The organism is Actinomycetota bacterium (assembly GCA_005888325.1).
Lineage (GTDB): Bacteria > Actinomycetota > Acidimicrobiia > Acidimicrobiales > AC-14 > AC-14.
On record VAWU01000003.1, the window covers coordinates 1 to 24919 of the forward strand.

Sequence of the window (24919 nt, forward strand, 5' to 3'; positions counted from 1 at the left end):
CAATTCCTTCGAAGAAGGATCATCTCCGCTAAAACGGCCCGGCGGCGCCTCGGCGCCGGCTGGAGGGCAGCGACGAGATGTTGTCGGGCGCGCGATTGACACACGATTGACACGGAGTCCGAAAAAAGCGAAACGGCCTCTCCGCTGGGAGAGGCCGTTTTGGCTTGACACAAGGGTTACTGAGTGGTGGCGGGGGCAGGATTTGAACCTGCGACCTTCGGGTTATGAGCCCGACGAGCTACCAGACTGCTCCACCCCGCGGCGGAGCAAACAAGCTAGCGCGGGTCCACCGGCCGACCAAACCGCGCCGCTACCCTGCCGCCAATGCGCTGGAGGCTCCGCCGCCGCCCCTCCGTGCCGTCCGGCGGTGCGGTCGTCGTCGCGGCGCGGTTGGAGCGGGTGCTGGTCGCGCTCGCGGTTCAGGGTGCCCAGCTCGACCACCGGCTCGAGCGTCTCGAGCGGCGCGTCGACGACGCGGTCGACAACAGCCTCGAGCATGCGACCTACGCCGATCTGCTGGAGGTCCGCGTCCACGCGGCCAAGGTGGCCGCGGACCTCGCTCGCGTGACCGTCGAGCTGCGGTCCGAGATCGATCAGCACACCCCGCCGACCGCGCGCGATCGCCGCGCTCAGACGTTGGCCGAGACCATCATCGATCTCTCCGACAGCCTCGACACCCGGCCCGACGACGGCTGGGCCGCCACCGCCTGATCAGGCCGAGGCGGCCGTCGTGGTCGTGGTGGCGGGCGGCGCGGTAGTCGTTGGCGCCGCAGATGACGGCGGCGCAGCCGACCCGCCGAGCGCGGCCTGGATGTCGGCGGCGATCGCCACGGCTTCGTTGTACTTGGCCTCGAACTCGGCCAGGTTGCCCTTCGACTTCGCATCACTCGCCGCCGCCAGCGTGACGCGCAGCCGGTCGAAGAGCTGTTGGAGCTGCGGGCTGACAACCGTGGGCGTCTGACCCGGCTGACCAGGAGGCTGCGCTGGTGGCGGCGTCTGTCCCGCGTTCGCCTCGAGCGTCTCGGGCGCGGAGCCGAAGAGCTCGACCAACGCCTCGTGGAGCGTGTCCTTCATCACCGCCCGGTTGGCGTACACCACGATGGCCTTCTTGAACTGCGGCTGGGCGGTGCGCTCGGCTTCGAGGTAGAGCGGGCGGATGAACAACAGTGACTGGTTGACGGGTATCACGAGCAGGCTGCCCAGCCTGACGCGCGAGCCGGAGCTGGCCTGGCCCAGGAGCGTGATCTGCTGGGAGATGCTGGGGTCCTGGTTGATCTGGGCGTCGACGAGCGCGGGGCCCGGCACCTGCAAGTTGCGCGGCATCACGAACACCTCGAGCTGCCCGTAGTCCTGGGGATCGCTCTTGGCCACCATGAACGCCGTCAGGTTCTTGCGGCTGTCGTCCTTCGACGTGGGGACGAAGGGCTGCAGGATGAGGAAGTCCTCCCGCGGCTCACCCGGCAGTCGCATGAGCAGGTAGTAGGGGTCCATGCGCAGCTCGCGCGACGGTCCCACCACACCTTGGGCGTTGGTGGTCGCCGTCGTGCCGCTGCTACCCACCAGACCCGAGCCGGGGTCCTGCGCGATGTCCCACGCATCGGCCTTGTTGTAGAAGTCGGCCGGATCGTTGATGTGGTAGAGGCCGAAGGCGTTGGTCTGGACGCGGAACAGGTCTTCCGGATAGCGCAAATGGGACCGCAGCTCCGCGCTCATCTCCGACTTCGGTGAGAAGAGCTTCGGAAAGGCCTTCTGGTAGGCCTTCACGATCGGATCCTTGGTATCGACCACGTAGAACTTCATCGAACCGTTGTAGGCGTCGATGACGACCTTCACGGAGTTGCGCACGTAGTTGAACGACGTGTTCAAACCGCTCGCGGTGGGTAGCCGGTCGGTCGGCGCATGTTCCGCGTAGGGATAGCGGTTGGTCACGGTGTACGCGTCCTGCACCCAGAACATCCGGTTCTTGCCGGTCGAGTCCTTCATCAGCACCGGATACGGGTCGTTGTCATAGCGGAGGAACGGTGCCACCTTGCGGACGCGTGCCCGTATGTCGCGCACGTAGAGCGCTCGCGACTGCTTGGTGATGAAGCCGGAGATGAAGGCGTTGTAGTCGCCGAAGCGCAAGGCGAGCGCGGCCCGCTTGAACACCGAGTCCATCACGACCCCGCCGGTGCCCCTGTAGGTGCTGGTCTTGTTGGTGCCGTTCTGCTGGGGGAAGTCGACCTCGCGCTGCTGGGTCTTGACGATGGCGTAGCCCTCGAGGTTCTCGCCGTAGTACAGACCCGGCTCGTCGATCGGGATGTCGCCGGTCGGGGGAAGGTCCTTCACGATCAGCTGGGGATCGCCCTCGGGCGTCACCGCGTTCGCCGGTGAGAGAACGGCACCGTACCCATGGGTGAACTGCAGATGCCGGTTGACCCACGAGCTCGACGTGACCCCTGCGGTGTTGAGCTCGCGTGCCGAGATCAGCACCTGGGTCTTGCGGTTGTCGAGGTTGTACCGGTCGATGTCGGCGTCGTTGAACTCGTAGAACGTACGCAGTCCCTGCAGTCGCTGGTACGAGAGCTGCAGGACCTTGGGATCCCAGAGCCGCACGTTGCGGATGGTCTCGGAGTTGTCGACGAGGCTCTGGGCGTTGAGGTTCTGGTCGTCGTACGCGAAGTTCTTCACGCTCTTGTTGCTGACGTTGATGTTCAACGCGGCGCGCGTGGCCGTGATGTTCCGCTTGATGTAAGGCGCTTCCTTCTTAGACTCCTCCGGGTTCACGCGGAAGCTCTGGATGAAGGCCGGGTACGCGGCGCCGGCCGCCACCGACGTGAGGACCCACAGGCCCACCGCGAGCACCGGCAGGATCCAACCGCGGATGAAGATGTTCACGAGGAACAAGAGGAAGGCGAAGATCGAGATACCGATCAGCAGCTTGAGCGCCGGCAGCTGGGCCTTGACGTCGGTGTACGTCGCCCCTTGCACGACGCCTCGGTGCGAGAAGTCGAGCTCGAACTGCTGCAGGTAGTAGCCGGCCGCCTTGAGCAGGGCGAGCACGCCGAGCAGGACGGAGAGGTGGGCCTTGACCTGGGGAGTCACCTTCTGACCGGGCGTCTGCACGCGGATGCCGCCGTTGAGGTAGTGGGCGACCGCGGTGACGACGAGGACGATGACGATCGCGGCGAACAGCCACCCCACGACGAAGCGCCAGAACGGCAGCTGGAAGACGAAGAACCCGATGTCGCGCCCGAACTGAGCATCGTCGATGTGGAAGGGCACGTGGTTGCGGAAGAGGATCCACTCGTTCCAGTGGCTCGCCGCGCCCGGGCCCGCGATGAGCGCGAAGAGCCCGGCGATGGCGGTGCGCACCAGCCCGCCGCGTGCGCCCACCACCTCGTGATAGCGCTCGACGATCTCCTCTTCGGGCCCGAGCGGGCGGAACGCCGGGGCGATCCGGTCCGCGATCCAGAGGTTCACGTACATGAGCACGAAGAACAGGGCCGTGAACACGACGCCGAGGCCGAGCTTGGCCCAGAGGACGCCGCGCCACACGGTCGTCAGCTTGAGCTCATCGAACCAGAGGTAGTCGGTGTAGAAGCTTGCGATGCCTCGTGAGGAGATGAAGAGAACGAACAGGACGGCCAGGATGACGAGCAGACCCGCCCGACTGCGCGCCGGTCGCAAGCGGCGCCGGCGGGGCAGATCCGTGGGGGGACGCATGACCGAGGAGCCTACGTGAGGGCGACCGCTTCGCAGTCGCGACAAACGACGCTCAAGTGGCGGCTGCGGGGACGAGCAGGCAGCGGCACCCTGCGTGCGCGGGCGGGTACGTCTGCCCGGTGGGGAACTTCGTCCCCTTGGGCGTCGGCCCCGCGAGGGCGTTGTCGTCACAGTCGGGGCAGGCGCCCTCGTCGTCGTCGACCAGCCAGCGCAGGCTCGCATCGTCGGGACTGGCGCGGTAGGCACCCATCGTGAACGCGGCGGCCAGGTGTTGGCGGGACACCGGCTCGATTCGCTCCGCCTTCCACTGGCGGTAGCCCGCGCCGAGGCTCGCCACGACCGCCTCGTCGTCGTCGGGCGCGGCGGTCAGCGCCCGCTCGAGGCGGTCACGCAGCGGCCCCACCAGGTCCGAGGCGAGGTCGACCGCGAGGTCGTCGACGGGGAGCGCGACGCGTCCGTCGGCGCCCGTCACGGAGCGAACGCCGGCCTGCGCCGCCCGGGCCAGCAACGGCTCGGCGACGTCGCGGTAGCGGCGGGCCTGGTCGACGACCGACAACAGCACGACGTCGGGCTGCGCCTTGCCGCGTGCAGTACGGAGCCGGTCGAGCACCTCGTTCTGCTCGTCCTGCAGGGCCCGCTTCAACTTGCGCACGAGTTGTGCGCTGAGGGGCTCGAGCACCTCGTCGCGCTGTTGCAGTGCCGTCTCGTCCGCCGCGTCGGCGCCGGCCTCGACGTGCGCGTCGCCGGGCGCGATCGCGACGTCGGCGGGCTCATCAGCAGACGGGGCATCGGGGAGCGCCTTCTCGGTGGGGGCCCCGCCATCGGGAGCTGTCGCCGCGGGCGGCACCGCTTCGGCCGTCGTCGCAGCCGTCTCCCGCTCGGCTCGCATCCGGGAGAAGATCTCGTCGACCGACGGGGCCGGCGGGGTGCCGAGGAGCGACGCCTCATCGAGCACGCGAACGCCCTCGTCGTCGGACGGCGGCTGCACCTCCACGAGCACGGCTCCATCGTCGGCCCCGCTCTTCTGGCCGCGCCGGCTGAGGATGCGCAGACCCCCCGAGCGCCGCTCCCCCTCGTCGTCGGCGGCGGGGACATCGGCCGGCGTCGCGTCCTCGGGGGTGGCCAGCTCGACCTCCATGTCGCCCACCGAGGGCTCGGGCTCCTCCGCCGCGGTGCGACGAGCCGCGGCCTCCGCCGCCACGCGAGCTTCGGCCTCGGCCACCGTCAGCTCCTCGGTGGCCTCGTCGAGCGTGCGGCGCACCACCCGGTAGGCCTCGAGCAGCCGCTCCCTCCCCGCGCGCAGCTGCTCGATCTGCACGTGGGCGAGTCGGCGCCGGCGGGCGAGGTCGCCGAGCAGCCGCTCGCGCACGGCTTGAGCCTCGCCGACCATCTCCTTGCCCTGCGTGCGGGCCGCCTCCAACTCGGCCGCGGCCTCCGAGGCGGCCCGCTCGCGGAGCGCGGTGCTCTCCTCGAGCGCCGCCTCACGAATGCCGGCCGCCACCCGGTTGGCTTCGTCGATGCGCTGGTTCAGCACCGACTCCGATTCCTCGCGGAGCCGGGTGGCGTCGTCTTCCGCCTCGCGCCGGACCCGAACCGCGTTCTCCTCGGCCTTGTTGCGGATGTCGGTCGCGGCCTCGCGCGCGCTCTGGAGGACCCGGGTGGTCTGCTCGCCGAGCGCGGCCGTGAGCGCGCTCTCGTCGAGCTCGGGATGGGCGGCCCGCTCGCGAGCCTCGTCGAGTGACTGGCGGAGCTGCCGTTCGTTGTCGGCCAGTGCCAGGAGCTCGTCGGCGACCCGCTTCAAGAACAGGCGCACCTCCGCCTGATCGAAGCCGCGGAAGGACGTCGCGAACGTTCGCGCCGCCACCTCCTCAGGGGCGAGCGAGCGCCCGGACGAGATGACGATGTGGTCCTCGGCCATGACCCCGTGAGCCTACCGGGAGGTCGCGGTGACGGGGAAAGCGTGAAGCCGGTCACTCGGCCGGCTCGGCCCACCGTCCGCTCGCCGCCTCGGTGAGCTCCCTGGCCCTACGCCCCCCGCTTCGGGCCGGGCAGGGCGTAGGTCGGCGCGTTGCTGCCCTTGAGGTCGCCGAGCGCACGCAGTGCTCCGTCGATGGTGTCGATCGGGATCACCTTGAGGCCCTTGTGCGCGTGGGCCTTGGCCTCGGCGTAGTTCGCGCGTGGCACGAGGAACACCTCGGCACCGGCGCGCTGCACCGTCACTGTCTTCTGCGCCACGCCTCCGATCTCGCCCACGTCGCCCGACAAGTCGGCCAGCTCACCGGTCGCGGCGACGACCTTGCCGCCGGTCAGCTCGCCGGGCGTGAGCACGTCGATCAGCTCCAGCGCATACGCCAGACCCGCGGAGGGCCCCACCACGCTCCCGCTGTTGATGCTGATGGCGAACGGTGCTTCGACCTTGAAGTCCTTGGTGACGATCACGACGCCGAGCTTCGGTCGGCCGTCGGTCCCCGCACGGACGGAGGTCTCGACCTCGCGTGCCGGCTGGCGGCCACGAACGATCTGCAGCTCCACCATGTCGCCGGGTCGGTGGGCGCGAATGGCCGCGATCGCGTCGTCGGCCAACTTCACCTGCTTGCCGTCGACGGCGACGATGACGTCGTTGGCGCGCAACACCGACGCGGCCGGGTAGTCGCGTGCGACCTCGGTGATGAGCGCGCCTCTGCCGGTGGCAGCCTCGATGCCGAGCCGTCGCAACGCCACGACCTCTGCCGCCTGCTTCGAGCTGGCCATCGCCTCGACGTTGAGCTGCCGGAACCGGGAGGGGCTGATCGACCCGCGCACCTCCTTGCTCGACACGAGGTCGATGTTGGGGTCGATCGAGGCGCGGAGGAACTCGTAGGGGTTGATGTCGTCCCGCACCGACACCGTCGCGTAGTAGAGCTTGCCGTCAGGCGGGTACACGTTGGTGCCCTTCACCGACAGCAGGTCGTTCACCTGACGAGCGGACCCGGGAGCCACCATCTCGTAGGGCAGCCGCACGAACGCCGCGGCGATGGCTGCGACGACGATCACGACCAGCAACGACATCCACCAACGCCAGCGCCAAGCCGGAGCGGGCGGCGCGGGACTCCCTCCGTCGCCCGTTACCATCGGTTCGGTCGTGTTCACGTTGGTCGTCAGCCTCGTCGTGGTGGCAGCGTCAGTAGCAGCAGTGCTGCGGCTCGCGCTTGCCGAGCCCGGACAGCCTGCCACGGACCAACGCCCTACCCGCCGCGACCGGGCCGCGGCACGCGCTGCTCAGCGGGCGCTCGCGCCGCCACCCGAGGCCACGCGGAAGCGAAGGGAGCGACCGGCACAACCGTCCCCGCAGAAGCGCGAGGCCGCGGTGAGCGCAGCCGTCGCCATCGACCTCGACCGGGTGGGCGCGCTGCGCCGCATCCGTTCGGGCCTCGCACTGCTGCTGCTGGTCGCGTTCGTCGGCGCGCTGCTGGCCGCGGTCATCGGGACGCTGCTCTTCATGGCCGGGCTCGCGCTCCGCAACGCCGTGAGCTGAGCGCGCCGCGCTAGCGGCGGGGGAAGCGGCCATGACGCCCCGGGCCGAAGGCCCCCGCGTCCGCGGCCTCGAGCTCCGCTCCCTTGCCTGTCGCCACCGCCACCGGCTCGAGCCGCGCATCATCACCCTCCGGCTCGGACACCGCCTGGCGTTCCTGATCGCCCTCGGGCACGTCCGGGGTCTCGGTCACCTCGCCGCTCCCGGCCGCCGAGGCCGTGTCTCCGCTCCCGGCCGCTGAGGCCGTGTCCCCGCTCCCGGCCGCTGAGGCCGTGTCCCCGGTCCCGGCCGCTGAGGCCGTGTCCCCGCTCCCGGCCGCGGCCACCTCCACGCGGTAGTAGGTCTTGAACTCGATCGGCACCTCGTCCATCCGAAAGATGCGCGCATCGGTGACCTGCTCCTGGTTGCGCAGCATCTCGGCGAACCGCATGGCCTCGTCGAGGCCCTCGGCTTGGTGGTAACCGGGCTTCCCTTCGGGGCTCCGGAAGATGACCATGTGGGTCACGGCGCCTCCTTTCACGTACCTACATCGACGCTGGAGGCGTTGCGCTTGAGGTCGCCGGACCCGCTACCGAACCGTGAAGCGGGCGGCGACGATACGGGCGACGACAGAGAGAAGGAGAACGATGACGATCAACGTCAGCGCCGCGGCCCAGGCCCGCTGCTGAGCGGCGACGAACGAGGTGGATGCGTTGGAGAAGATCTGGGCCGACAACGCAGTGTTCTCACCCGAGAGGCTCAGGTTCTTCGTGTAGGTCAGGCCGATGGTGAACAACAACGGCGCGGTTTCGCCGGCGGCGCGGGCGACGGCGAGCAGGCAACCGCTGACGACACCCGGGAGCGCGGCGGGAAGCACGACGGTGAGCACGGTTCGGGCCTTGCGGCACCCGAGGGCATAGCTCGCCTCGCGCAACTCGTTGGGTACGAGGCGGATCATCGCCTCGCTGGATCGGATGACGATCGGCAGCATCAGACACGCAAGGGCCAACGAGCCGGCCAGCCCCGAACGTTGTTGGTAGCGCACCACCCACACCGTGAAGATGAACAGTCCCATCACGATCGACGGCACACCCGCCATCACGTCCGAGAGGAACCGAATCACCCGGGCGAGCCGGCTGGTGCCCCCGTACTCGGTCAGGTAGACGGCAGCCAGGATCCCCACGGGAATGGCGATGAGGCTGGCGAACCCGGTGATGATCAGCGTGCCGGTGACTGCGGGCCCGACGCCGCCCTCGTTGTTCCGGGCCTGGATCGGGAGGTCGTCGGTGAGGAAGTGGGGCGTGATCAGCGAACCGCCCTTCTTCACCACGGTGAACATCACGAGCAGCAGCGGGACGACTGCCACCGCGACCGCGGTCCACACGAGCGTTGCGCTCACGACGCTGGCCGCCCGCCGTCGCCGGGACAGGGGCCGCTGCAGCGGATGCGGTTCCGACAACGCCGTCATCGCCCGATGGTCCCGGTCGCCTCGGCCGCATTCCCGACGATCGCCCGGGCGATCAGGTTCACGATGATCGTCAAGACGAACAGCACCACGCCGAGTCCGATGAGCGCGGCGCGGAAGTCCCCCGTGGACTCGCCGAACTGGTTCGCGATCACCGCGGCCATCGAATCGCCGGGACTGAACAGATGTCGCGTCACCTGAACGCTCGATCCGATGACGAGAGCGGCGGCGATCGTCTCACCCATCGCTCGGCCGAGTCCGAGCAAGACGCCGCCCGTGAACCCGTGGCGCGAGTGCGGGAACACCGTCGACCGGATCATCTCCCAGCGCGTGCAACCGAGCGCGAGTGCCGCCTCCTTCTGCCCCGCGGGTGTGGTCTCGAAGACTTCGCGGGTGATGACCGTGATGATCGGTGTGATCATCAACGCCAGGATCAGGCCGCAGGTGAAGAGGGAGCGCCCCGACCCGCCGCCGCCACCGTTGGCCGACAGCAGGCTCCCGATGATCGGGATCGGATGCGCTACGCCGGCCGCCCGGTCGAACCAGTGTTGGAGGATCGGCGCCAGCGTGAGCACGCCCCACAGGCCGAACACGACGGAGGGGACCGCGGCCAGGAGGTCGACCAGGAAGACCACGGGACGCCGCAGCCAGCGCGGCGCGTACTCCGTGACGAACAGGGCGATGCCGACGCTCACCGGCACCGCGAAGACGACCGCTACCACCGAGGAGATGACGGTCCCGTAGACGAAGCCCAGCGAACCGAAGAGGGGACGCCCGGCTTGCGGGTTCCACGTCTGGGTGAACAGGAAGTTCCCCGTGTGATGACGCAGCACCGGCCACGCTTCTCGCGTCGTGGACAGCGCGATGAGCCCCAGGACGACAAGGACGACGAGCGCGTCACCGGGGGCGCGTCGCCCGCGCAGACCCACCCGTTCGACCGTCGCCCGTCTGAGCACGCCACGGTCCGACTCCTCGACCGTCGAGGAATGCGGGTTCACGGGCGGAGCTCCGATCTCTTGTCTCTCACCGCCGCGTCGGCCGGCTCAGCCCTGCGTGATCTTGTCGATCTGCGCCCGGGCCTGGGTCAGGTAGCTGTCGGGCAGCTTGGCGAAGTCGACGTCCTTGGCCAGCGCCTGGCCGTCGGCGTAGATGAACGTCAGCAGCGCCTTCAGCGCCTTCACCACGTTGACGTCGCTGTACTTGGCCTGGGTGATGATCCAGGTCGGCGTGGCGATCGGGTACGCGGTGTCACCGTCGGCGTTGAGCGGGTTATAGGTGAGGTCGGGATTCAACGAGGTCTTCTCGAGGGCGGCCAGGGTGCCCTCGAGCGTCGGCTCGATCGCCTTGCCGGCCTTGTTCTTGATCGAGGCGAACACCAACCCGGATGCCTTCGCGTCGGAGTAGTCGACGTAGCCGATGGCGCCGGAGGTCCCCTTCACGGCTGTGGCGACGCCGGTGTTGCCGTTGCCGGCAACCTCGTCGGCCGGCCAGTTCGAGGTGTCGCCAGCCGTCAGCGTGAACACACCGGGAGCGGCGGCGGTCAGCCACTTCGTGAAGTTGGAGGTCGTCCCGGAGGCGTCAGAGCGATGGACCGGCGCGATCTTGGTCGACGGCAGGTTGGCGTTGGGGTTGAGGGCCTTGATGGCCGGATCGTTCCAGGTCTTGATCTGCTCCTGGAAGATCTTGGCGACCGTCGGCCCGTCGAGCACGAGCTTGTCGACGCCCGACACGTTGTAGCTGAGCGTGATCGGGGCGGCGACGATCGGGAAGTAGAGCAGCCCTTTGGTGTACTTCGGCATGTCCTCCGGCTTGACGAGGCTGTCGGTGCCGGCCCACTGATCGACCCCGGCGGCGAGATCGGTCTTGCCCTTGCCGGAGCCGCCGCCCCCGTAGCTGATGGTGATGTTGGCCTGCTGCTTCTTGAAGGCCTCGATCACCGCTTCGTCAAAGGACTTCTGGAAGGTGGAGCCCGAGCCCGCGAGCGTGGCGGTGATCTGCTCGGCAGTCGTGGTCGTCTGCTTCGGAGTGGTGCTCTTCGACGCGTTGTTCTTCTTGTCCGAACCGCACGCGCTCGCGGTGAGCCCGACCAGCAGCAGTAGAACGACGAGTTTGCCGAGTCGCGAACGCATAATCGATGGTCTCCCTTTGTCATGCACCGCCGGCCGCAGTGGCACCTCGATGAACCTTAGGGACACGGCCTGTCCTCGCACCGACACGATGATGAACGATGAGTGAACGAGCGGCGAACTCGAAGAACGAGGGTGAACCGCACCCACCCGCTTCCCTGCGCGACGATCCCTCTGTGCCCAGGGTGCCCGACAGGAACGAGCCCGCCGGCTCGAGCCGGCGCCGGGCGGCAGTGGCCGGCCACGAGGGCGACGCGAGCACCGCGCGGGCCCTGCTCGCACACGCCGACGGCGATGTTCGCGCCACCGCCCTCGGCGCGCTCGCCCGACTCGAGGCAGCGACCCACGTCGACGTCGAACGCGCGCTGGTGGACCGCTCGCCGGTCGTCCGCCGCCGCGCGTGCGCGGTGGCGGTCGCGGTCGCGAGCGACAGCGCACACGTGAGGCCGCTCCTCGACGACCCCGAAGCGTCAGTGACCGAGGCCGCCGCGTGGGCCCTGGGCGAGCTCGGGCAGCCGACCGCGGCCGTGGTGGCGGCGCTCGCCCGCACCGCCACCCACCATCACGATCCCCTCTGCCGGGAAGCCGCCGTCGCGGCCCTCGGTGCCCTCGCCGACGCCCGCGGCCTGCCGGCCATCCTCCGCGCCACCACCGACAAGCCCGCGGTGCGACGCCGTGCGGTCATCGCGCTGGCGCCCTTCGAGGGCCCCGACGTTGAAGCCGCGCTCCGCCGCGCATGCACCGATCGCGATCGACAGGTGCGGCAGGCCGCGGAGGACCTGCTCGCCCCGCCGTAGCTCCCGCGTCAGCGGTCGGCGCCCATGAAGAGCACGCGGAGCGACTCGTAGGCCTCGAGGCACTTCCCCGCGCCGAGCGCCACGCACTCCAAGGGTGCGTCGACGAGATGCACCGGCAACGCAGTCTCTTCGGCGATGCGCCGGTCGAGCCCGCGCAGCATCCCGCCGCCGCCGACGAGATTGATGCCCTGCATGATGAGGTCCTGGGCCAGCTCGGGGGGCGCGCGGCCGAGGCACTGCACCACGGAGTCGCAGATCGCCTTCACCTGTTCCTCGATGGCGGCCCGCACCTCCTCGGGTGAGAGGATCACGTTCTTCGGCAACCCGCTCATCAGATCGCGTCCCCGCACCTCGGCCTTGACCTCGTCGTCGGTAGGGAACGCAGAGCCGATGGCGAGCTTGATCTCCTCGGCCGTGCGCTCGCCGATGGCGATGCCGTATTCGCGTCGCACGTACGTCTGGATGGCCGCGTCGATGTCGAAGCTGCCGACGCGTATCGCCTGAAGCGCCACGATGCCGCCGAGCGAGATCACCGCGGTCTCCGTCGTCCCACCGCCGACGTCGACGACCATGTTGCCGAGCGGCTCGTGGATCGGCAGACCGGCACCGATGGCAGCGGCCATCGGCTGCTCGATGAGCTGCGCCTCAGCCGCGCCCGCCTGACGCGCGGCTTCCTTCACCGCACGGCGCTCGACCTCGGTGATGGCCGAGGGCACGCAGATCAGCACCCGCGGTCTGTGGAACCTCGACAACCCCGCTCGCTGGAGCAGGAGGCGGATCATGCGCTGCGTGATGTCGAAGTCGGTGATCGCGCCCTGGCGAAGTGGGCGCACCGCGACGATGTAGCCGGGAGTCCGCCCGATCATCTGCCATGCCTGATGGCCCATGGCAAGCACGTCGTGGGTCTGGCTGTTGAGCGCGATGACGGTGGGCTCGTTGAGCACGATCCCGCGTCCCTTCGCGTACACGAGCGTGTTGGCCGTGCCGAGGTCGATGGCGAGGTCGCGGGGCAGGTGGTGCTCCTACCCGTGGCCGCCGGGCCGCGTGGTGCGCGACCCGTGTCGACGCGTCTCGGGCGCGAGCGCTTCGAGCTCGCGGGTGAACTCGCGGATGTGGGCCTCCATGGTGTGCGGCTTGCGGTGCCGCAGCCACAGGACCAGGCAGCCGATCAGGGTGATGCCGAGAGCAATCGCGAGCGGCACCAGCTGCGTCACGATGACCGCACGTCTTCGATGGGGCGCGCCGTGAGTCCCCAGCCGTCGCCATCGGCCCACGTCTCCCGTTTCCAGACGGGCACGGTCGCCTTCAGAGTGTCGATGGCAAACCGAGCCGCGTCGAACGCCTCGGCTCGGTGCGGCGCCGAGGCCACCACGACGACCGACGCCTCGCCGACCTCGAGCACTCCCACGCGGTGGAGCAGCGCGAGACGCCCCAGTGTCGGCTCTCGCCGGCGCGCCTCGGCCGCGATGGAAGCGAGCCGGGAATCGACTTCCTCCTCGTAGGCCTCGTATTCGAGCGTCGACACTCCCCGGCGGCCTTCGGCGTGATCGCGCACGGTGCCGGTGAACAGCACGACCGCGCCACACGACGGCAGCTCGGCCCAGGCGCGCGCGGAGTCGAGCGGCAGCGGTTCCGCGCTCACACCGACCCAGTCGTCGGCGTGCTCGGGGGGCGAAAGACCCATCGCCGTCATCGTAGGGCGGTGCGAGCGATCACGCTTCCAGCCGCGGTCAGCTCGGAAGGGCCCACCGGTAAGCTCGCCGACATGGCGTTCGACGACGGGCCCGACGACGAGCGGCCAGTCTTTCGAGAGCCCCCGCCGCCTGACGACCGTCTCTGGCGGCATCCCTCCGAGGTCACCGTCGCCGCCCCGCGGGTGCGAAATCACTCGTGGGCGATCGCCCTCTGTGCTGGGTCGGTCGGTGCGGTGGTCGCCACCGGCATCATCGCCGCGAGCGGAGGCTTGCGACGGGATGTCACTGTCATCCGCCCGGCGGACAACAGCACGCGCGCGCAGACGGTCTCGACGCAGGGGGGGCCCGACCTCCAGGTGGAGGAGGTCGCCGAACGGGTGCGTCCGTCGATCACGCAGGTGCGCGTGATGACCGGCGCGGGGCCGGTCAACGGCTCCGGCGTGATGTTCCGAAGCGACGGGCACGTTCTGACGAACTGGCACCTCGTCGGCGACGCGAAGACGATCAAGGTCGTGATGGCGAGCGGCAAGGAGGAGCCCGCACGACTGGTGGGCGCCGACCGCGACACCGACCTCGCGATCGTCAAGGTCGACGGCGGCCCCTACCCCGCGGCCACCCTCGGCACGGCTGCGGCGCTCAAGCTCGGGCAACCGGCCATCGCATTGGGATCACCGCTCGACCTCGCCGGCGGACCTTCGGTCACGGTCGGCGTCGTGAGCGCGCTGCACCGCCAAGTCGACGCGGGCGATGGCGTGCCGCTGCTCGACATGATCCAGACCGACGCGCCGATCTCCCCCGGCTCCTCCGGCGGGGCCTTGCTCGACAAAACCGGCACGGCGATCGGGATCATCACCGCGGTCGACAGCGGGAGTGCGAACGGCCTCGGCTTCGCCACACCGATCGAGACCGCGCGGCTGGTCGGTGATCAGCTGATCGCCAACGGACGGTTCATCCACGTCTGGCTCGGTATCGAGGGCAGCGACATCGACAGCGGCACCGCCTCGCTGCTCGGCGTCGACGGTGGCGCGCTCGTCGACAAGGTGACGCCCGGAGGCCCGGCGGAGCGGGCCGGCCTGGCCGCGCGCGACGTCATCGTCGGCATGGAGGACAAGGTGATCCCGAGCATGGGCGCGCTCGTCGTCAATCTCCGTGGCCGACCACCGGGTGAGGTGGTGGCGCTCGACGTCATGCGCGACGCGAAGCGACGTGAGCTGCACATCACCTTGGCCGAGCGCCCGAAGCGTCCGTAGCCGACGGTCGGTCCGGACGCCGGTCAGTCCGGGCGGTGACGCGCCCGGCGCACGATGGCCACCACGCCGCCCGCCACCGCGACCAGTCCCCCGGCCGCGGCACCCAACGTGAGCTGCTGGCGCCTGCGGACGCTCATGTCCTGGAACGCCGAGGGCTCGGCCGAAGCCACGAACGCCTCAGCGTTGGTGTGCTGCGGCTCCCACCCCGCGGCGCGCAGTGGGTCGTTGGCGACGACCCACGGCTGCTCGAGGTACGGCGTGAGCGCGGACGGCGTCTCGACCAGCCCCGCCGCCCACGCCTGCCGGCCGACGCGCCCGCCCGTTCCCCAGGGCAAGCGCACCCGCAGACGCGGGGCGGCCAGCGCGAGCAGCTCCTCGTGCGGGATCGAGCCGTCGGGCGCCACGTTGTAGACGCCGTCGAGGCGCGAGGTGATGGCGAGGTGCGCGGCGGCGATCAGGTCGTCGTGGTGCAGGAACTGCGCAGGCGGACCGGGGCCGCGCATGCGCACCGGCAGGCCCTCGCGGAAGGCCTGCGACAGGTGGCCGTCGATCGCCGGGCCGACCACCGTGACCGGGCGCAGGATGGCGACGGGCAAACCCGGATGGTCGTCGGCCCACTCGGCAACCAGGCGCTCGATCTCAGCCTTCTGCGTCGCGAAGGTGACACCCGGGTTGGGCCGGAGCGGCGCGTCCTCGGTGAGGGGCACCGGATTGTTGGGCCACGCGCCGTAGACCATGGCGCTCGAGACGACGACGATCCCGCCGATCCCCGCGCCGGCGGCCGCCTCGAGGACTCGCCGCGTCCCCTCGATGTTGGCCCGTTCGGTGAGCGCGGCATCCGCTCGCGGTGCGACGAGGAACGAGAGGTGGGCAACGGTGTCCGCCCGCTCGAGCACGGATTTGAGGTCGGCGGACGCGAGGTCGAGCTGGTGGAACTCGAGTGACGGCGGCCGGAAAACAGGGTCGCGGGCATCGATGCCGATGATCCGGTCCACCGAAGGGTCGTCGGCCAGTCGCCGCAGCACCAGTTGACCCGCGCCGCCCGACACACCCGTGATCGCAATGGTCGTCACAGACCTACGATGCCCCCGTGAGCACTCCCGGTCCACCCGGTGGCTTCAACCCCTTCGACAAGCTCTTCGGTGACCTGGGCCGCATGTTCGCCCAGCAGGGACCGGTGAACTGGGACGTGGCCCGGCAGATCGCGCTCTTCCTGGCGACCGAGGGTGAAGCAGAGGCCAACGTCGATCCGCTCGAGCGGATGCGGCTCGAGGAGCTCGTGCGCGTCGCCGACCTCCACATCTCGGAGCGCACGGGCCTGGCCACGTCGGTCACGGGTGGTGTCCTCAGCGTGGCCCCGGTCACGCGGAGCGACTGGGCGATGCGCAGCCTCGACGCCCACAAGCCGCTGTTCGAAAGACTGGCCACGTCGCTGAACGCGGCCGGAGACCGCGGGGAGGACGACGTCGAGCCCGACCCGGACGACGACATGGGCACCGAAAAGCTGCTCGGCGACCTGGGCCGGATGGTCGGCCCGGTGCTGCTCGGGCTGCAGGCGGGGTCGATGCTCGGGCATCTCAGCCGGCGCGCCCTCGGCCAGTACGACCTGCCGATTCCCCGACCGCCATCCGACGAGCTGCTCGTCGTGCCGGCGAACCTCGACGTCTTCGCCGCGGAGTGGAGCCTGGCGCCCGACGACCTCCGGCTCTGGGTCTGCCTGCACGAGGTCACGCATCATGCGGTGCTCGCCCGACCTCACGTGCGCGGCCGACTCGAGGGCCTGATCGCCGACTACGTGTCGTCCTTCGAGGTCGACGCGGGCGCGCTCGAAGGGATGATGGGCGGCTTCGACCCGACCGACCCCGAGCGCATGCAGGAGGCGTTCGCCGACCCGGAGCTGCTGCTGGGAGCGATGCAGACGCCCGCGCAGCACGAGTTGCTCGCCACCATCGAGACGCTGACGGTGGTGCTCGAGGGCTTCGTCGATCACATCATGGACACGGTCGGCCGCGGGTTGATCGGCTCGTACGGGATGCTCAGCGAAGCGGTGCGCCGGCGACGGGTGGAGGCATCCGACGGCGACCGCTTCGTGGAGCGCCTGCTCGGTCTGCAGCTCGGCCAGGCCCAGTACGACCGGGGCGCGACGTTCGTGCGCGGGGTGGTCGAGCGCGCGGGCGAGGACGCGCTGGCGCGCCTCTGGGTCTCGCCGCGCGAGCTGCCGACGCCCGCGGAGATCGATGCACCGGGGCTGTGGCTGGCTCGCATCGAGCTGCCTCACGAGTAGCCGGTCAGGTCGGCTCGGCGGCACCCTGGTCGGAGGCACGCGGGTCGGAGGCACGCGGTTCGGAGGCACGCGGTTCGGAGGCACGCGGTTCGGAGGCATGGTGCGCGACCGCCTTGCGACCGACGGCGTAGGAGAACGCGGCGAACGCGGCCGCGAACGCGAGCACGACCATCCCCAGGTCGATGTGCCGGCTCAGGGGCGTGACGACGACCGGCACCGCGGCGCCCAGCACCCACACGAGCTGGAAGCGCGTCTCGAAGCGGGCGAACGTCTGGCCCCGGGCCGCGTCGGGCGCATCGCGCTGCACGATCGAGTCGAACGCCACCTTCGCCGCGGCCGCGGCGACGCCCACGGTGCCCGCCAGCGCGGCGACCGCGGGCCGGGTGCCGAAACGCGCCGCCACCAGGCCCACGAACGCGACGACCAGCAGCGCGCCCATGAGCATGCGCTCCTCCGCCACCAGCCTTCGTAGGCGAGGCGCGAGGAGGTTGCCGAAGAACGTGCCCACGAGGCTGGCCACGAGCACCACGCCGAACCAGAACGCGGGGACCCCCGCGGTCTGGCGAAATCCGAAGGTGACCAGGAACGTGAGGAACCCGACGATCCCCCGCAGGACGGCCATCGCCGACGCGGCCAGGCGGATGCCCGCGGCGCGCAGCTGCTGGCGCTCGTCGGCGACCGGTGGGGGAGGGTCCCCGGCGGCTCGACGCAGCCGGAACGCCGCCACCGTCGCGGTGGCGAACACCACAGCCGCCAGCCGCAGCACCCAGTCCCCGCCGAGGAAGGAGACCTTCAGCAGGACGGCGCCCGGAGCGGCGATGGCGAAGCCGGCGACGACCCCGAGCACGGCGAGCCGCGAGTTGGCGTCGACCAGCTCCTCCTCGCGGTCGACGGCCGACGGCACCAGCGCGGACTTGGTGATGAGGTAGGTCTTCGAGAGCACGAGCGCGGCGAAGGCCTCGGGAAAGAGCAGCAAGCCCTTGAGGTGGTGCGCCATCGACAGACACACCAGGGCGCGACTGGCCGCCGAGAGGATCACGACCGTGCGCCTACCCGTGCGGCTCTTGTCGAGGACCGGCCCGAGCAACGGGCCCACCACCGCGAACGGGGCCATGGTCAGGAGCAGATACAGGATCACCTTGCCGCGGGCGGCCCCCGGACGGATGGAGAAGAACAGCGAATCGGCCAACGCCATGGTGATGAGCGTGTCGCCCGCCAGCATGAGGGCGTGGACGAGCGCGAGACGGGCGAACGGCGACGCGCCGAGCCCTCGCGAGCCTGCGCGCGCGGGGCTGCGAAGAGGCCGCCAACCGGCGTCGGTCGCCACCCGTTCATGGTACGACCGACGCCGATCTCCTCCGGGGCTCGACCTCGCTCAAGCCGATGTGGCCGATGGTCGACACAGTGGCATGGCCGACCTCTCCGACATGCTGGGCGACGTGTACGGAGACGACGCCAACGGCGAGCCGCATGCTCCCGAACCGCCTCCGCAACACCGTGACGGGACCGGAACGGCCCCGGAGGCCACCAAGCGGGCCCGGCCGGACTCAGAGGCCACCAACAGAGCGCCCGCGTGGGCCGACGAGTCGGTGCTCGACGCCGCCTTCGCCAACTGGACGCCGGGGCCGCCGCTCGACGCGCCCGCCGCGGAGCGCGACGTGTTCGCTCCCCACGTCGACCCGGCGAGCGCCCCGCCGCTGCCCGACGACCTCGCAGCCGCGCTCTCGGCTGCACTCGTGGGCGCACCTCCGGCTGACGTCGCCTTCATCGCATCCCCGGAGGCCTCGACCCCCGGCACTGACGTCGAGCAAAGACCCCTCGCCTCCATCGCGAACCCGGTCGGCTCTCCGCTCGGCGATGGAGGCTCGTGGGCCGAGCCGGCGGCGAGCGGTCGGGCGCACGCCGATTACGACGACCCCTTCAGCCGGTCGATGCCGCTGGTGGGTCGCCTGCCGTGGCAGCGCGGCGACGACGACATCCTCCCGCGCCGTTCGTCATCGCGCCGCGGGCGAGGCGGCCTCAGCTTGCGCCGCAAGTGACGCAGCGCGGCCCCGCCTCCGCTACTTCGACATCTCGTACTTGTAGCCCAGCCCGCGAATGGTGACGATGCGGCGCGGAGTCGACGGGTCTTCCTCGATCTTCGATCGCAGCCGCTTCACGTGGACGTCGAGGGTCTTCGTGTCACCCACGTAGTGCGGGCCCCACACGCGGTCGATCAGCGAGTCGCGCGTGACGACGCGGCCCGCGTTGTCGAGCAGGACCTCGAGCAGCTCGAACTCCTTCAGTGGCAGCGTCACGAGATCGCCCCGCACGAACACCTCGTGGCTCTCGGGCTCGAGCCGCACGTCGCCCACCTCGAGCACGCTCGCGCTGGGCACGGGCTGGTCGCGGGGAGCGCGGCGGAGGGCGGCGCGAATGCGAGCCACCAGCTCGCGCAGGCGATAGGGCTTCGAGACGTAGTCGTCGGCACCCACCTCGAGCCCGACGACCGTGTCGATCTCGGAGGTCTTGGCGGTCACCATGATGATCGGCACGCGGGAATGTGTGCGGATCTCACGACAGACGTCGATGCCGGAGATCTTCGGCAACATGACGTCGAGCAGGACGAGATCGGGCCGGACGGCGTGGAAGAGGCTGAGAGCCTCGGCGCCATCGCGTCCGACGATGACGCGGAACCCCTCCCGCTTGAGCCCGACGGTCAACGCCTCCACGAACGACTCCTCGTCCTCCACGACGAGGATCGTGGTCTCCGGCTCTCCCATGACCTCTCCTAGCCTGCTTCCGCCTGCGTGACAGCCACCGGCCCGGGGCCTGCCGGCAGCCGCAGCGTGAACGTGGACCCTTCGCCCTCGTGGGACTCGACACGCACCTCGCCGCGATGGTTCGCGGCCACGTGGCGAACGATCGCCAGGCCCAGGCCGGTGCCGCCCGTGTCCCGGCCACGACCCTGATCGACTCGGTAGAAGCGTTCAAAGATCCGCTCGAGGTCGCGGCCGGGGATGCCGATGCCGTGATCGCCCACGCTCAGCTCGACCCATCGCCCGTCGGTTCGGGCGCGCACGTCGATGTTCGAATTCGCGTCGGAGTACTTCACCGCGTTCTCGAGCAGGTTGTAGAGCGCGGAGACGAGCTGACGGCGATCGCCGAGGACCGAGACCCGCTGGGGCGCTTCGGTCGAGTCGATGACGATGCCGCGTTGGTCGGCGGCCGCGCGCACGCGCTCCACCGCCTGCGCGACCACGAGGTGCACGGGCACCGGCTCGCGCAATGGAGCCTCCTCCGACTCGATGCGGCTCAGGTCGAGCAGGTCGTCGATGATCCGCGCCACCCGCTGCGACTCGAGTTGCATGCGCGCCGCGAGCCGACGGACGACGTCGGGATCGCCCTCGCCTCCGAGGGTCTCGGCCAGGAGGCCGAGCGCGCCCACCGGCGTCTTCAGCTCATGGCTGATGTTGGCGACGAAGTCACGGCGCATGGCATCCACGCGCCGGCGCTCGGACACGTCCTCGATCACGACCGCCCCGCCGATGCTGCGCCAGCCGTCGTCGAGCGGGACGGCCACGACGTTCAGCGTCCGCCGGGGAGGGCCGTAGAGGTCGAGCGTGCGGGTCTGCGCCTCACCGTTCACGACGCCGCGGATCAGCTCCAGCACGGCCCGCTCGGCCAGGAAGTCGGAGTGACGGGCGCCGACGAACGGCGCGGCCTGCTCGTTGCAGTACACGATCTCGCCCCGCTCGTCGCACACCACCACGCCGAGCGACACGGAAGCGAGCGCGCCCTCGAGCCGCCCGACGCGGACCTGGGCGGCGCTCACTCGGGAGACCGCCTGCGTGGCCGCGTGCTCGAGCCGGTCGAGGCGGCCCTCCGCGCCTCGGCCGCCGGCGTCGGACCCGACCGGCTCGGCGTCGGCTCCTCCCTCGCCCAGGCGCACCGTGATCGCGCTCAACCGGCGCCGCAACGCCCGCCGGCTCAGCAGGACCCAGGGCAGGATCACGAGCGCGACCCCGCCGGCAGCCAGAACCGCGGCGATCGCCCCGCCGCTCACCGGTCCACCGTGCCTCGTTCCTCGGCCGGTGCGCCGATCTGCCACATGGGAGCTCCGCTCATCGGGTCTCGAGCTCCAGCTGCAACACCTCGGCGAGGGCAGCCGACGCGTCGAAATCCTCGATGGCGCGCACACCCACGAGCGCGGTGATCGCGGCGTAGCCGGCCATCACCAGCGAGGTGTCGGTATCGGGGTCGAGCTCGACGTCGGTCTCGGTGAGCTCGATCTGCAGCATCCCGTCGCGGCTCTCGGCCATCGCGGCGCGGACGCTGCCGAACGGCGCCAGCCGGGCGTTGCGGACACCGCGCACCTCGGCGGGACTCAGGTTGGGGACGTTGAGGTTGAGCACCGTGCGCGCCGGCGCATCCACCAGCCACGCCAGCGCGGCGGTGGCGAGCAACACGGCCGTCGCGAGCTCGCTCGGCTCGCCGGTGGCGATGCTCGTGGCCAGGCCCGAGATGCCGAAGTTGGCGGCGGTCAGAGCCGCACCGACGGTGCCGGAGTGCAGCACCGAGCGACCGGTGTTCGTGCCGGGGTTCACCCCGCTCACCACCACGTGGGGCTCGGGGCCGAAGGCGCCGAGCCGGGCCGCCATGACCGCGAGCGCGGGGGGCCCGTCGACGCTGAACGAGGGTGTGCCCTCGATCCCGGGGAGCTCGACCCGCACGACCTCGATGCCGGCCCCGGCGCCCAAGGGACCGATGCCCGCGCTGCTGCCGCTGTGATCGCGCGACGGGGCGGCCACCACGACGTCGTGCCCGGCGGCGACCATGCCGGCGGCGAGCGCGATCAGCCCGGGCGCCCCGACTCCGTCGTCGTTCGTCACGAGGACGCGCAAGGTCATCGGCCCCGGGTCATCGGCGAACAGCGGCGATCAGCGATTCGTACACCTTCAGTGATGCTACGGCTACCAGGAGGCCGCGCCGTGGCTCTCGTGTGAACGAAGGGTGAACCCGATGGGAACTGCGGGCCGCGACCTATCCCCCCGTCGCCGCCTCGTCGCCTTCGAAGTCGTCGTCCGGGATGCCGAGGTCCCAGTCGAGGAGGAGGTTCTCGCGCTCCGCGTCCCGGACGACCCGCTCACGGTTGCGGCGGAACTGCGGGTCGTGCGGCGGCAGGAGCAGCAGACGCGCGAGCGCCCGCTGCCGGAACTCCTCGATCAGGTTGCGATCGCCGAAGTCCGACTGCACCTCCCAATGCGGGGCGACGGGGCCCAGGTAGACCACCCGCACGTGGCCTCGAGGAGGTTGGGGCTCTTCGGGCTCCTCGGCCGGCGACGAGACGACAGGTGGCTGCGACATGCGCACGAGCCTACCGGCTCGACCTTTCCAATCTGCCGAGGCCATCGTTCATCTCGTGTTCACCGGCAGGTCACCTTGTTGCCAGGGGGCATCCATGCTCGTCGCCTACTACTCGCGTGCACGTCACAGGATCCATGCCCCTACGGAAGGGACAGGCACGAGACGAGGTGAACCGAGTGGCCGCCGAGACTCCACGCGACACGGTCCTGCCGCTCGACGTCGTCGCGCCCGCGCACCCGCAACAGGACTCGCCCGGGGCACCGGTGTTCGAGGTCAGCGACCTCAGCGTGTACTACGCGGGGTACCGAGCCGTGCGCGACGTGAACATCACGATCCGGGAGCGAGAGATCACCGCGCTGATCGGGCCTTCGGGCTGCGGCAAGACGACGGTGCTGCGTTGCTTCAACCGGATGAACGATCTCATCGCCATCGCGCGCGTCGAAGGCCGGGTCGACTATCACGGCGTCGACCTCTACCACCGCGACGTGAACCCCGTCGAGGTGCGCCGTCGGATCGGCATGGTGTTCCAGAAGCCGAACCCGTTCCCCAAGTCGATCTACGACAACGTCGCCTACGGGCCGCGCATCGCCGGGATGAAGGGCGACATGGACGAGCGGGTGGAGCGGTCGCTTCGGAGCGCCGCGCTCTGGGACGAGGTGAAGGACCGCCTGAAGAGCTCGGCGCTCGGTCTCTCCGGCGGTCAGCAGCAACGGGTCTGCATCGCGCGCGCGATCGCGGTCGAGCCCGACGTCATCTTGATGGACGAGCCGTGCTCCGCGCTCGACCCGATCGCAACGGGACGGATCGAGGACCTGATGCGTGAGATCAAAGAGCGCTACACGATCATCATCGTCACCCACAACATGCAGCAGGCCGCACGGATCAGCGAGATGTGCGCCTTCTTCACCACCGAGGTGAACGAGACCAGCGACACGCGGACGGGCCGCCTCATCGAGTTCGACAGCACCGAGAAGATGTTCTCCAACCCGTCCGACGAGCGCACGGAGAACTACGTCACCGGCCGGTTCGGCTGACGTGAGCGACGGACCGCCCGGTCCTCTCCGCCTCGCCTTCTCAGCCGAGCTCGACCAGCTCCGGATGCAGGTCGAGGTGATGGCGATCCGCGTCGACGAGAACCTCCAGCGCATGAGCGACGCGCTCGCCGACGGCGACACCGCGATCGTCGCGGTGGCGCTCGCAGCCGACGACGAGATCGACGCCATGAATGTGTCGCTCACCGAGCGCTGCTACGACCTGCTGCGGCGCGAAGCGCCCATGGCCTCCGATCTCCGCTTCATCGTGTCCGTGCTTCGGATCCTCGGTGAGCTCGAGCGCATCGGCGACCTCGCGCTCCGGGTGGTGAAGCTCAGCAACGAGCACCACCTGCTCGCCGGCAGCCCCGCGTCCTTCGCGATCCTCAAGTCGATGACCGACCAGGCGATCGAGCGCTATCGGCAAGCGCTCCGCGCCTGGGCGGCGATGGACCTCGCGCTTGCCAATGCCGTCGTGACCGGCGTCCACGACATGGACGCGTTCTTCGAACGGCTCATGGTCGAGCTCTTCCATCTCGAGGGGCCCGACGCGACCAGGATCGCAGTGAGCAGCTTCTACGCCGGACGGGCGCTGGAGCGGATCAACGACCACGCCGCGATCATCGCCGCCCGGCTGCGGTATCTCCTGACCGGCGATCCCGAGCACCTCAACGCCGAGGTGCGCTGACGCCGCGCCGCCTAGCTGTAGTGCCCATGGACCTTGCTGACAGGGTCCACCAATGAGTGAAGCCTCCGGGGCGAGTGTGGATCTGCCAAAGACACCCACTCGCAACGGAGGCTCCGATGCACCGTAACGCCCCGCTCACCCCTGAAGGTCGACGCCGGCTGTGTCAGCGCATCGAAGCCGGTTGGCCGGTAGCCCACGCCGCCGAGTCGATGCACATCTCTCGGGATCGGGCCTATGTCTGGTGGCGTCGCTACCAGAGCGAGGGCGTGGCTGGCCTGCAGGATCGCTCCAGCCGTCCGCATCGCTCGCCGGCCCGGACCAAGGCGACGAAGGAGCGACGGATCGTCGGCCTGCGCACCAAGCGCGGCCTGGGGCCGGCTCGCATTGCTGGCATCGTCGGACTGCCGGCCTCGACCGTGCATCGGGTGCTGGTTCGCCACCGGCTCAACCGTCTCGACCATCTCGATCGGGCCACCCGTGCGCCGATCCGGCGCATAGAGATGACCCGGCCGGGCGAGCTGGTCCATATCGACGTCAAGAAGCTGGGGCGCATCCCTCGGGGTGGCGGCTGGCGAGTCCACGGCAAAGCGGCGATGCGGGGCCAGCACCATCACACCAAGGTCGGCTACGCCTTCGTGCACTCGGCGGTGGACGGGTTCAGTCGTCTCGCCTACTCCGAGGTGCTCCCCGACGAGCAGGCCATCACCGCGGCGGCCTTTTGGCGACGCGCGGATGCCTTTTTCGCCGAGCTCGGCATCGTCGTTGAGCGGGTCCTCACCGACAACGGCGGCTGTTATCGAAGCGGTGAGCTCGCCCGCGCACTCGGGCCGGTCCAACACAGCTTCACCCGGCCCTACCGACCCCAGACCAACGGCAAGGTCGAACGGTTCAACCGCACCCTCTTGGCCGAGTGGGCTTACGCGCGCACGTGGACCTCAGAGGGCCGACGAGTCCGTGCCCTTGTGCGCTGGCTGCACATCTACAACCATCACCGACACCACACCGCGATCGGTGGCCCGCCCATGCACCGCGTCGGCAACGTA

25 protein-coding genes and 1 tRNA gene are annotated in these 24919 nt (G+C 70.0%); 9 read left to right on the forward strand and 17 right to left on the reverse strand.

Annotated features, from left to right (window positions below; translation table 11 throughout):
- Nucleotides 1–184: 184 nt before the first annotated feature.
- Nucleotides 185–261: transfer RNA gene (locus E6G06_00495), tRNA-Met, on the reverse strand.
- Nucleotides 262–324: 63 nt separating this feature from the next.
- On the opposite strand from E6G06_00495, the gene E6G06_00500 reads away from it, so the two are divergent.
- Complete coding sequence (locus E6G06_00500; protein TML93842.1) at nt 325–711, forward strand: hypothetical protein; 387 nt, start codon at nt 325–327, stop codon at nt 709–711.
- Here the strand turns inward: E6G06_00500 and E6G06_00505 are convergent, their stop codons facing one another.
- The 3 genes from E6G06_00505 to E6G06_00515 form a co-directional block, all read right to left on the reverse strand.
- Complete coding sequence (locus tag E6G06_00505) at nt 712–3927, reverse strand: UPF0182 family protein (GenBank protein TML93843.1); 3216 nt, start codon at nt 3925–3927, stop codon at nt 712–714.
- Nucleotides 3758–5623, reverse strand: coding sequence for a DivIVA domain-containing protein (locus E6G06_00510; GenBank protein ID TML93844.1), 1866 nt, complete (start codon nt 5621–5623; stop codon nt 3758–3760). The genes E6G06_00505 and E6G06_00510 overlap by 170 nt, the downstream gene beginning before the upstream one ends.
- A gap of 107 nt (nt 5624–5730) precedes the next feature.
- A complete protein-coding gene (locus E6G06_00515) occupies nt 5731–6834 on the reverse strand; it encodes a PDZ domain-containing protein (GenBank protein TML93845.1) in 1104 nt (367 codons plus the stop codon).
- Here E6G06_00515 and E6G06_00520 point away from each other — a divergent pair.
- Entirely contained in the window at nt 6827–7219 is a 393-nt protein-coding gene (locus tag E6G06_00520; GenBank protein TML93846.1) for a hypothetical protein, read from the forward strand. The two genes, E6G06_00515 and E6G06_00520, sit on opposite strands and share 8 nt — an antisense overlap.
- A 10-nt stretch (nt 7220–7229) precedes the next feature.
- On the opposite strand, the gene E6G06_00525 is transcribed toward E6G06_00520, so the two are convergent.
- The 4 genes from E6G06_00525 to pstS form a co-directional block, all read right to left on the reverse strand.
- Entirely contained in the window at nt 7230–7721 is a 492-nt protein-coding gene (locus E6G06_00525; protein ID TML93847.1) for a hypothetical protein, read from the reverse strand.
- Nucleotides 7722–7784: 63 nt separating this feature from the next.
- A complete protein-coding gene (pstA, locus tag E6G06_00530; protein ID TML93848.1) occupies nt 7785–8663 on the reverse strand; it encodes a phosphate ABC transporter permease PstA in 879 nt (292 codons plus the stop codon).
- A complete protein-coding gene (pstC, locus tag E6G06_00535) occupies nt 8660–9658 on the reverse strand; it encodes a phosphate ABC transporter permease subunit PstC (GenBank protein TML93849.1) in 999 nt (332 codons plus the stop codon). Before pstC ends, pstA begins: the two co-directional genes overlap by 4 nt.
- A gap of 45 nt (nt 9659–9703) precedes the next feature.
- Nucleotides 9704–10789, reverse strand: a complete 1086-nt coding sequence (pstS, locus tag E6G06_00540) for a phosphate ABC transporter substrate-binding protein PstS (protein ID TML93850.1) — start codon at nt 10787–10789, stop codon at nt 9704–9706.
- Nucleotides 10790–10887: 98 nt separating this feature from the next.
- Here pstS and E6G06_00545 point away from each other — a divergent pair, with 98 nt between their 5' ends.
- Nucleotides 10888–11583, forward strand: coding sequence for a hypothetical protein (locus E6G06_00545; GenBank protein ID TML93851.1), 696 nt, complete (start codon nt 10888–10890; stop codon nt 11581–11583).
- 8 nt (nt 11584–11591) lie between these two features.
- On the opposite strand, the gene E6G06_00550 is transcribed toward E6G06_00545, so the two are convergent.
- The 3 genes from E6G06_00550 to E6G06_00560 are packed head-to-tail and all read right to left on the reverse strand — an operon-like array spanning nt 11592 to nt 13267.
- The gene (locus E6G06_00550) at nt 11592–12596 is read right to left on the reverse strand and encodes a rod shape-determining protein (protein TML93852.1); all 1005 of its coding nucleotides are present in this window, start codon (nt 12594–12596) and stop codon (nt 11592–11594) included.
- Between the two features lie 9 nt (nt 12597–12605).
- On the reverse strand, nt 12606–12797 hold the full coding sequence (locus E6G06_00555; protein ID TML93853.1) for a hypothetical protein: 192 nt from the start codon (nt 12795–12797) through the stop codon (nt 12606–12608).
- Nucleotides 12794–13267, reverse strand: a complete 474-nt coding sequence (locus E6G06_00560) for a molybdenum cofactor biosynthesis protein MoaE (GenBank protein TML93854.1) — start codon at nt 13265–13267, stop codon at nt 12794–12796. The genes E6G06_00555 and E6G06_00560 overlap by 4 nt, the downstream gene beginning before the upstream one ends.
- A gap of 81 nt (nt 13268–13348) precedes the next feature.
- On the opposite strand from E6G06_00560, the gene E6G06_00565 reads away from it, so the two are divergent.
- Entirely contained in the window at nt 13349–14527 is a 1179-nt protein-coding gene (locus E6G06_00565; GenBank protein ID TML93855.1) for a PDZ domain-containing protein, read from the forward strand.
- A gap of 23 nt (nt 14528–14550) precedes the next feature.
- On the opposite strand, the gene E6G06_00570 is transcribed toward E6G06_00565, so the two are convergent.
- Nucleotides 14551–15636 carry an NAD-dependent epimerase/dehydratase family protein gene (locus tag E6G06_00570; protein ID TML93856.1) on the reverse strand — a complete coding sequence of 362 codons (1086 nt, stop codon included), beginning with the start codon at nt 15634–15636 and terminating at the stop codon, nt 14551–14553.
- On the opposite strand from E6G06_00570, the gene E6G06_00575 reads away from it, so the two are divergent.
- Complete coding sequence (locus E6G06_00575; protein ID TML93857.1) at nt 15618–16811, forward strand: zinc-dependent metalloprotease; 1194 nt, start codon at nt 15618–15620, stop codon at nt 16809–16811. The genes E6G06_00570 and E6G06_00575 overlap by 19 nt on opposite strands.
- Nucleotides 16812–16815: 4 nt before the next feature.
- Here the strand turns inward: E6G06_00575 and E6G06_00580 are convergent, their stop codons facing one another.
- Nucleotides 16816–18138, reverse strand: a complete 1323-nt coding sequence (locus E6G06_00580) for an MFS transporter (protein TML93858.1) — start codon at nt 18136–18138, stop codon at nt 16816–16818.
- A gap of 246 nt (nt 18139–18384) precedes the next feature.
- Between E6G06_00580 and E6G06_00585 the strand changes: the two genes are divergently transcribed.
- Entirely contained in the window at nt 18385–18567 is a 183-nt protein-coding gene (locus E6G06_00585) for a hypothetical protein (GenBank protein ID TML93859.1), read from the forward strand.
- A gap of 304 nt (nt 18568–18871) precedes the next feature.
- On the opposite strand, the gene E6G06_00590 is transcribed toward E6G06_00585, so the two are convergent.
- From E6G06_00590 to E6G06_00605, 4 genes are all read right to left on the reverse strand, one after another.
- Nucleotides 18872–19573 (reverse strand): response regulator transcription factor, encoded by a 702-nt coding sequence (locus E6G06_00590; GenBank protein TML93860.1) that lies wholly within the window; start codon nt 19571–19573, stop codon nt 18872–18874.
- Between the two features lie 8 nt (nt 19574–19581).
- A complete protein-coding gene (locus E6G06_00595; GenBank protein TML93861.1) occupies nt 19582–20991 on the reverse strand; it encodes a PAS domain-containing protein in 1410 nt (469 codons plus the stop codon).
- Nucleotides 20915–21700, reverse strand: a complete 786-nt coding sequence (locus tag E6G06_00600; protein TML93862.1) for a 5'/3'-nucleotidase SurE — start codon at nt 21698–21700, stop codon at nt 20915–20917. Before E6G06_00600 ends, E6G06_00595 begins: the two co-directional genes overlap by 77 nt.
- A gap of 133 nt (nt 21701–21833) precedes the next feature.
- Complete coding sequence (locus E6G06_00605) at nt 21834–22157, reverse strand: hypothetical protein (GenBank protein ID TML93863.1); 324 nt, start codon at nt 22155–22157, stop codon at nt 21834–21836.
- 134 nt (nt 22158–22291) lie between these two features.
- On the opposite strand from E6G06_00605, the gene pstB reads away from it, so the two are divergent.
- The 3 genes from pstB to E6G06_00620 form a co-directional block, all read left to right on the forward strand.
- Entirely contained in the window at nt 22292–23191 is a 900-nt protein-coding gene (gene pstB / locus E6G06_00610) for a phosphate ABC transporter ATP-binding protein (protein TML93864.1), read from the forward strand.
- 1 nt (nt 23192) lies between these two features.
- Nucleotides 23193–23876: a phosphate signaling complex protein PhoU gene (phoU, locus tag E6G06_00615; GenBank protein TML93865.1), complete on the forward strand. Its 684-nt coding sequence runs from the start codon at nt 23193–23195 to the stop codon at nt 23874–23876.
- A gap of 116 nt (nt 23877–23992) precedes the next feature.
- A partial coding sequence (locus tag E6G06_00620) for an IS481 family transposase (protein ID TML93866.1) occupies nt 23993–24919 on the forward strand: 927 nt, incomplete at its 3' end.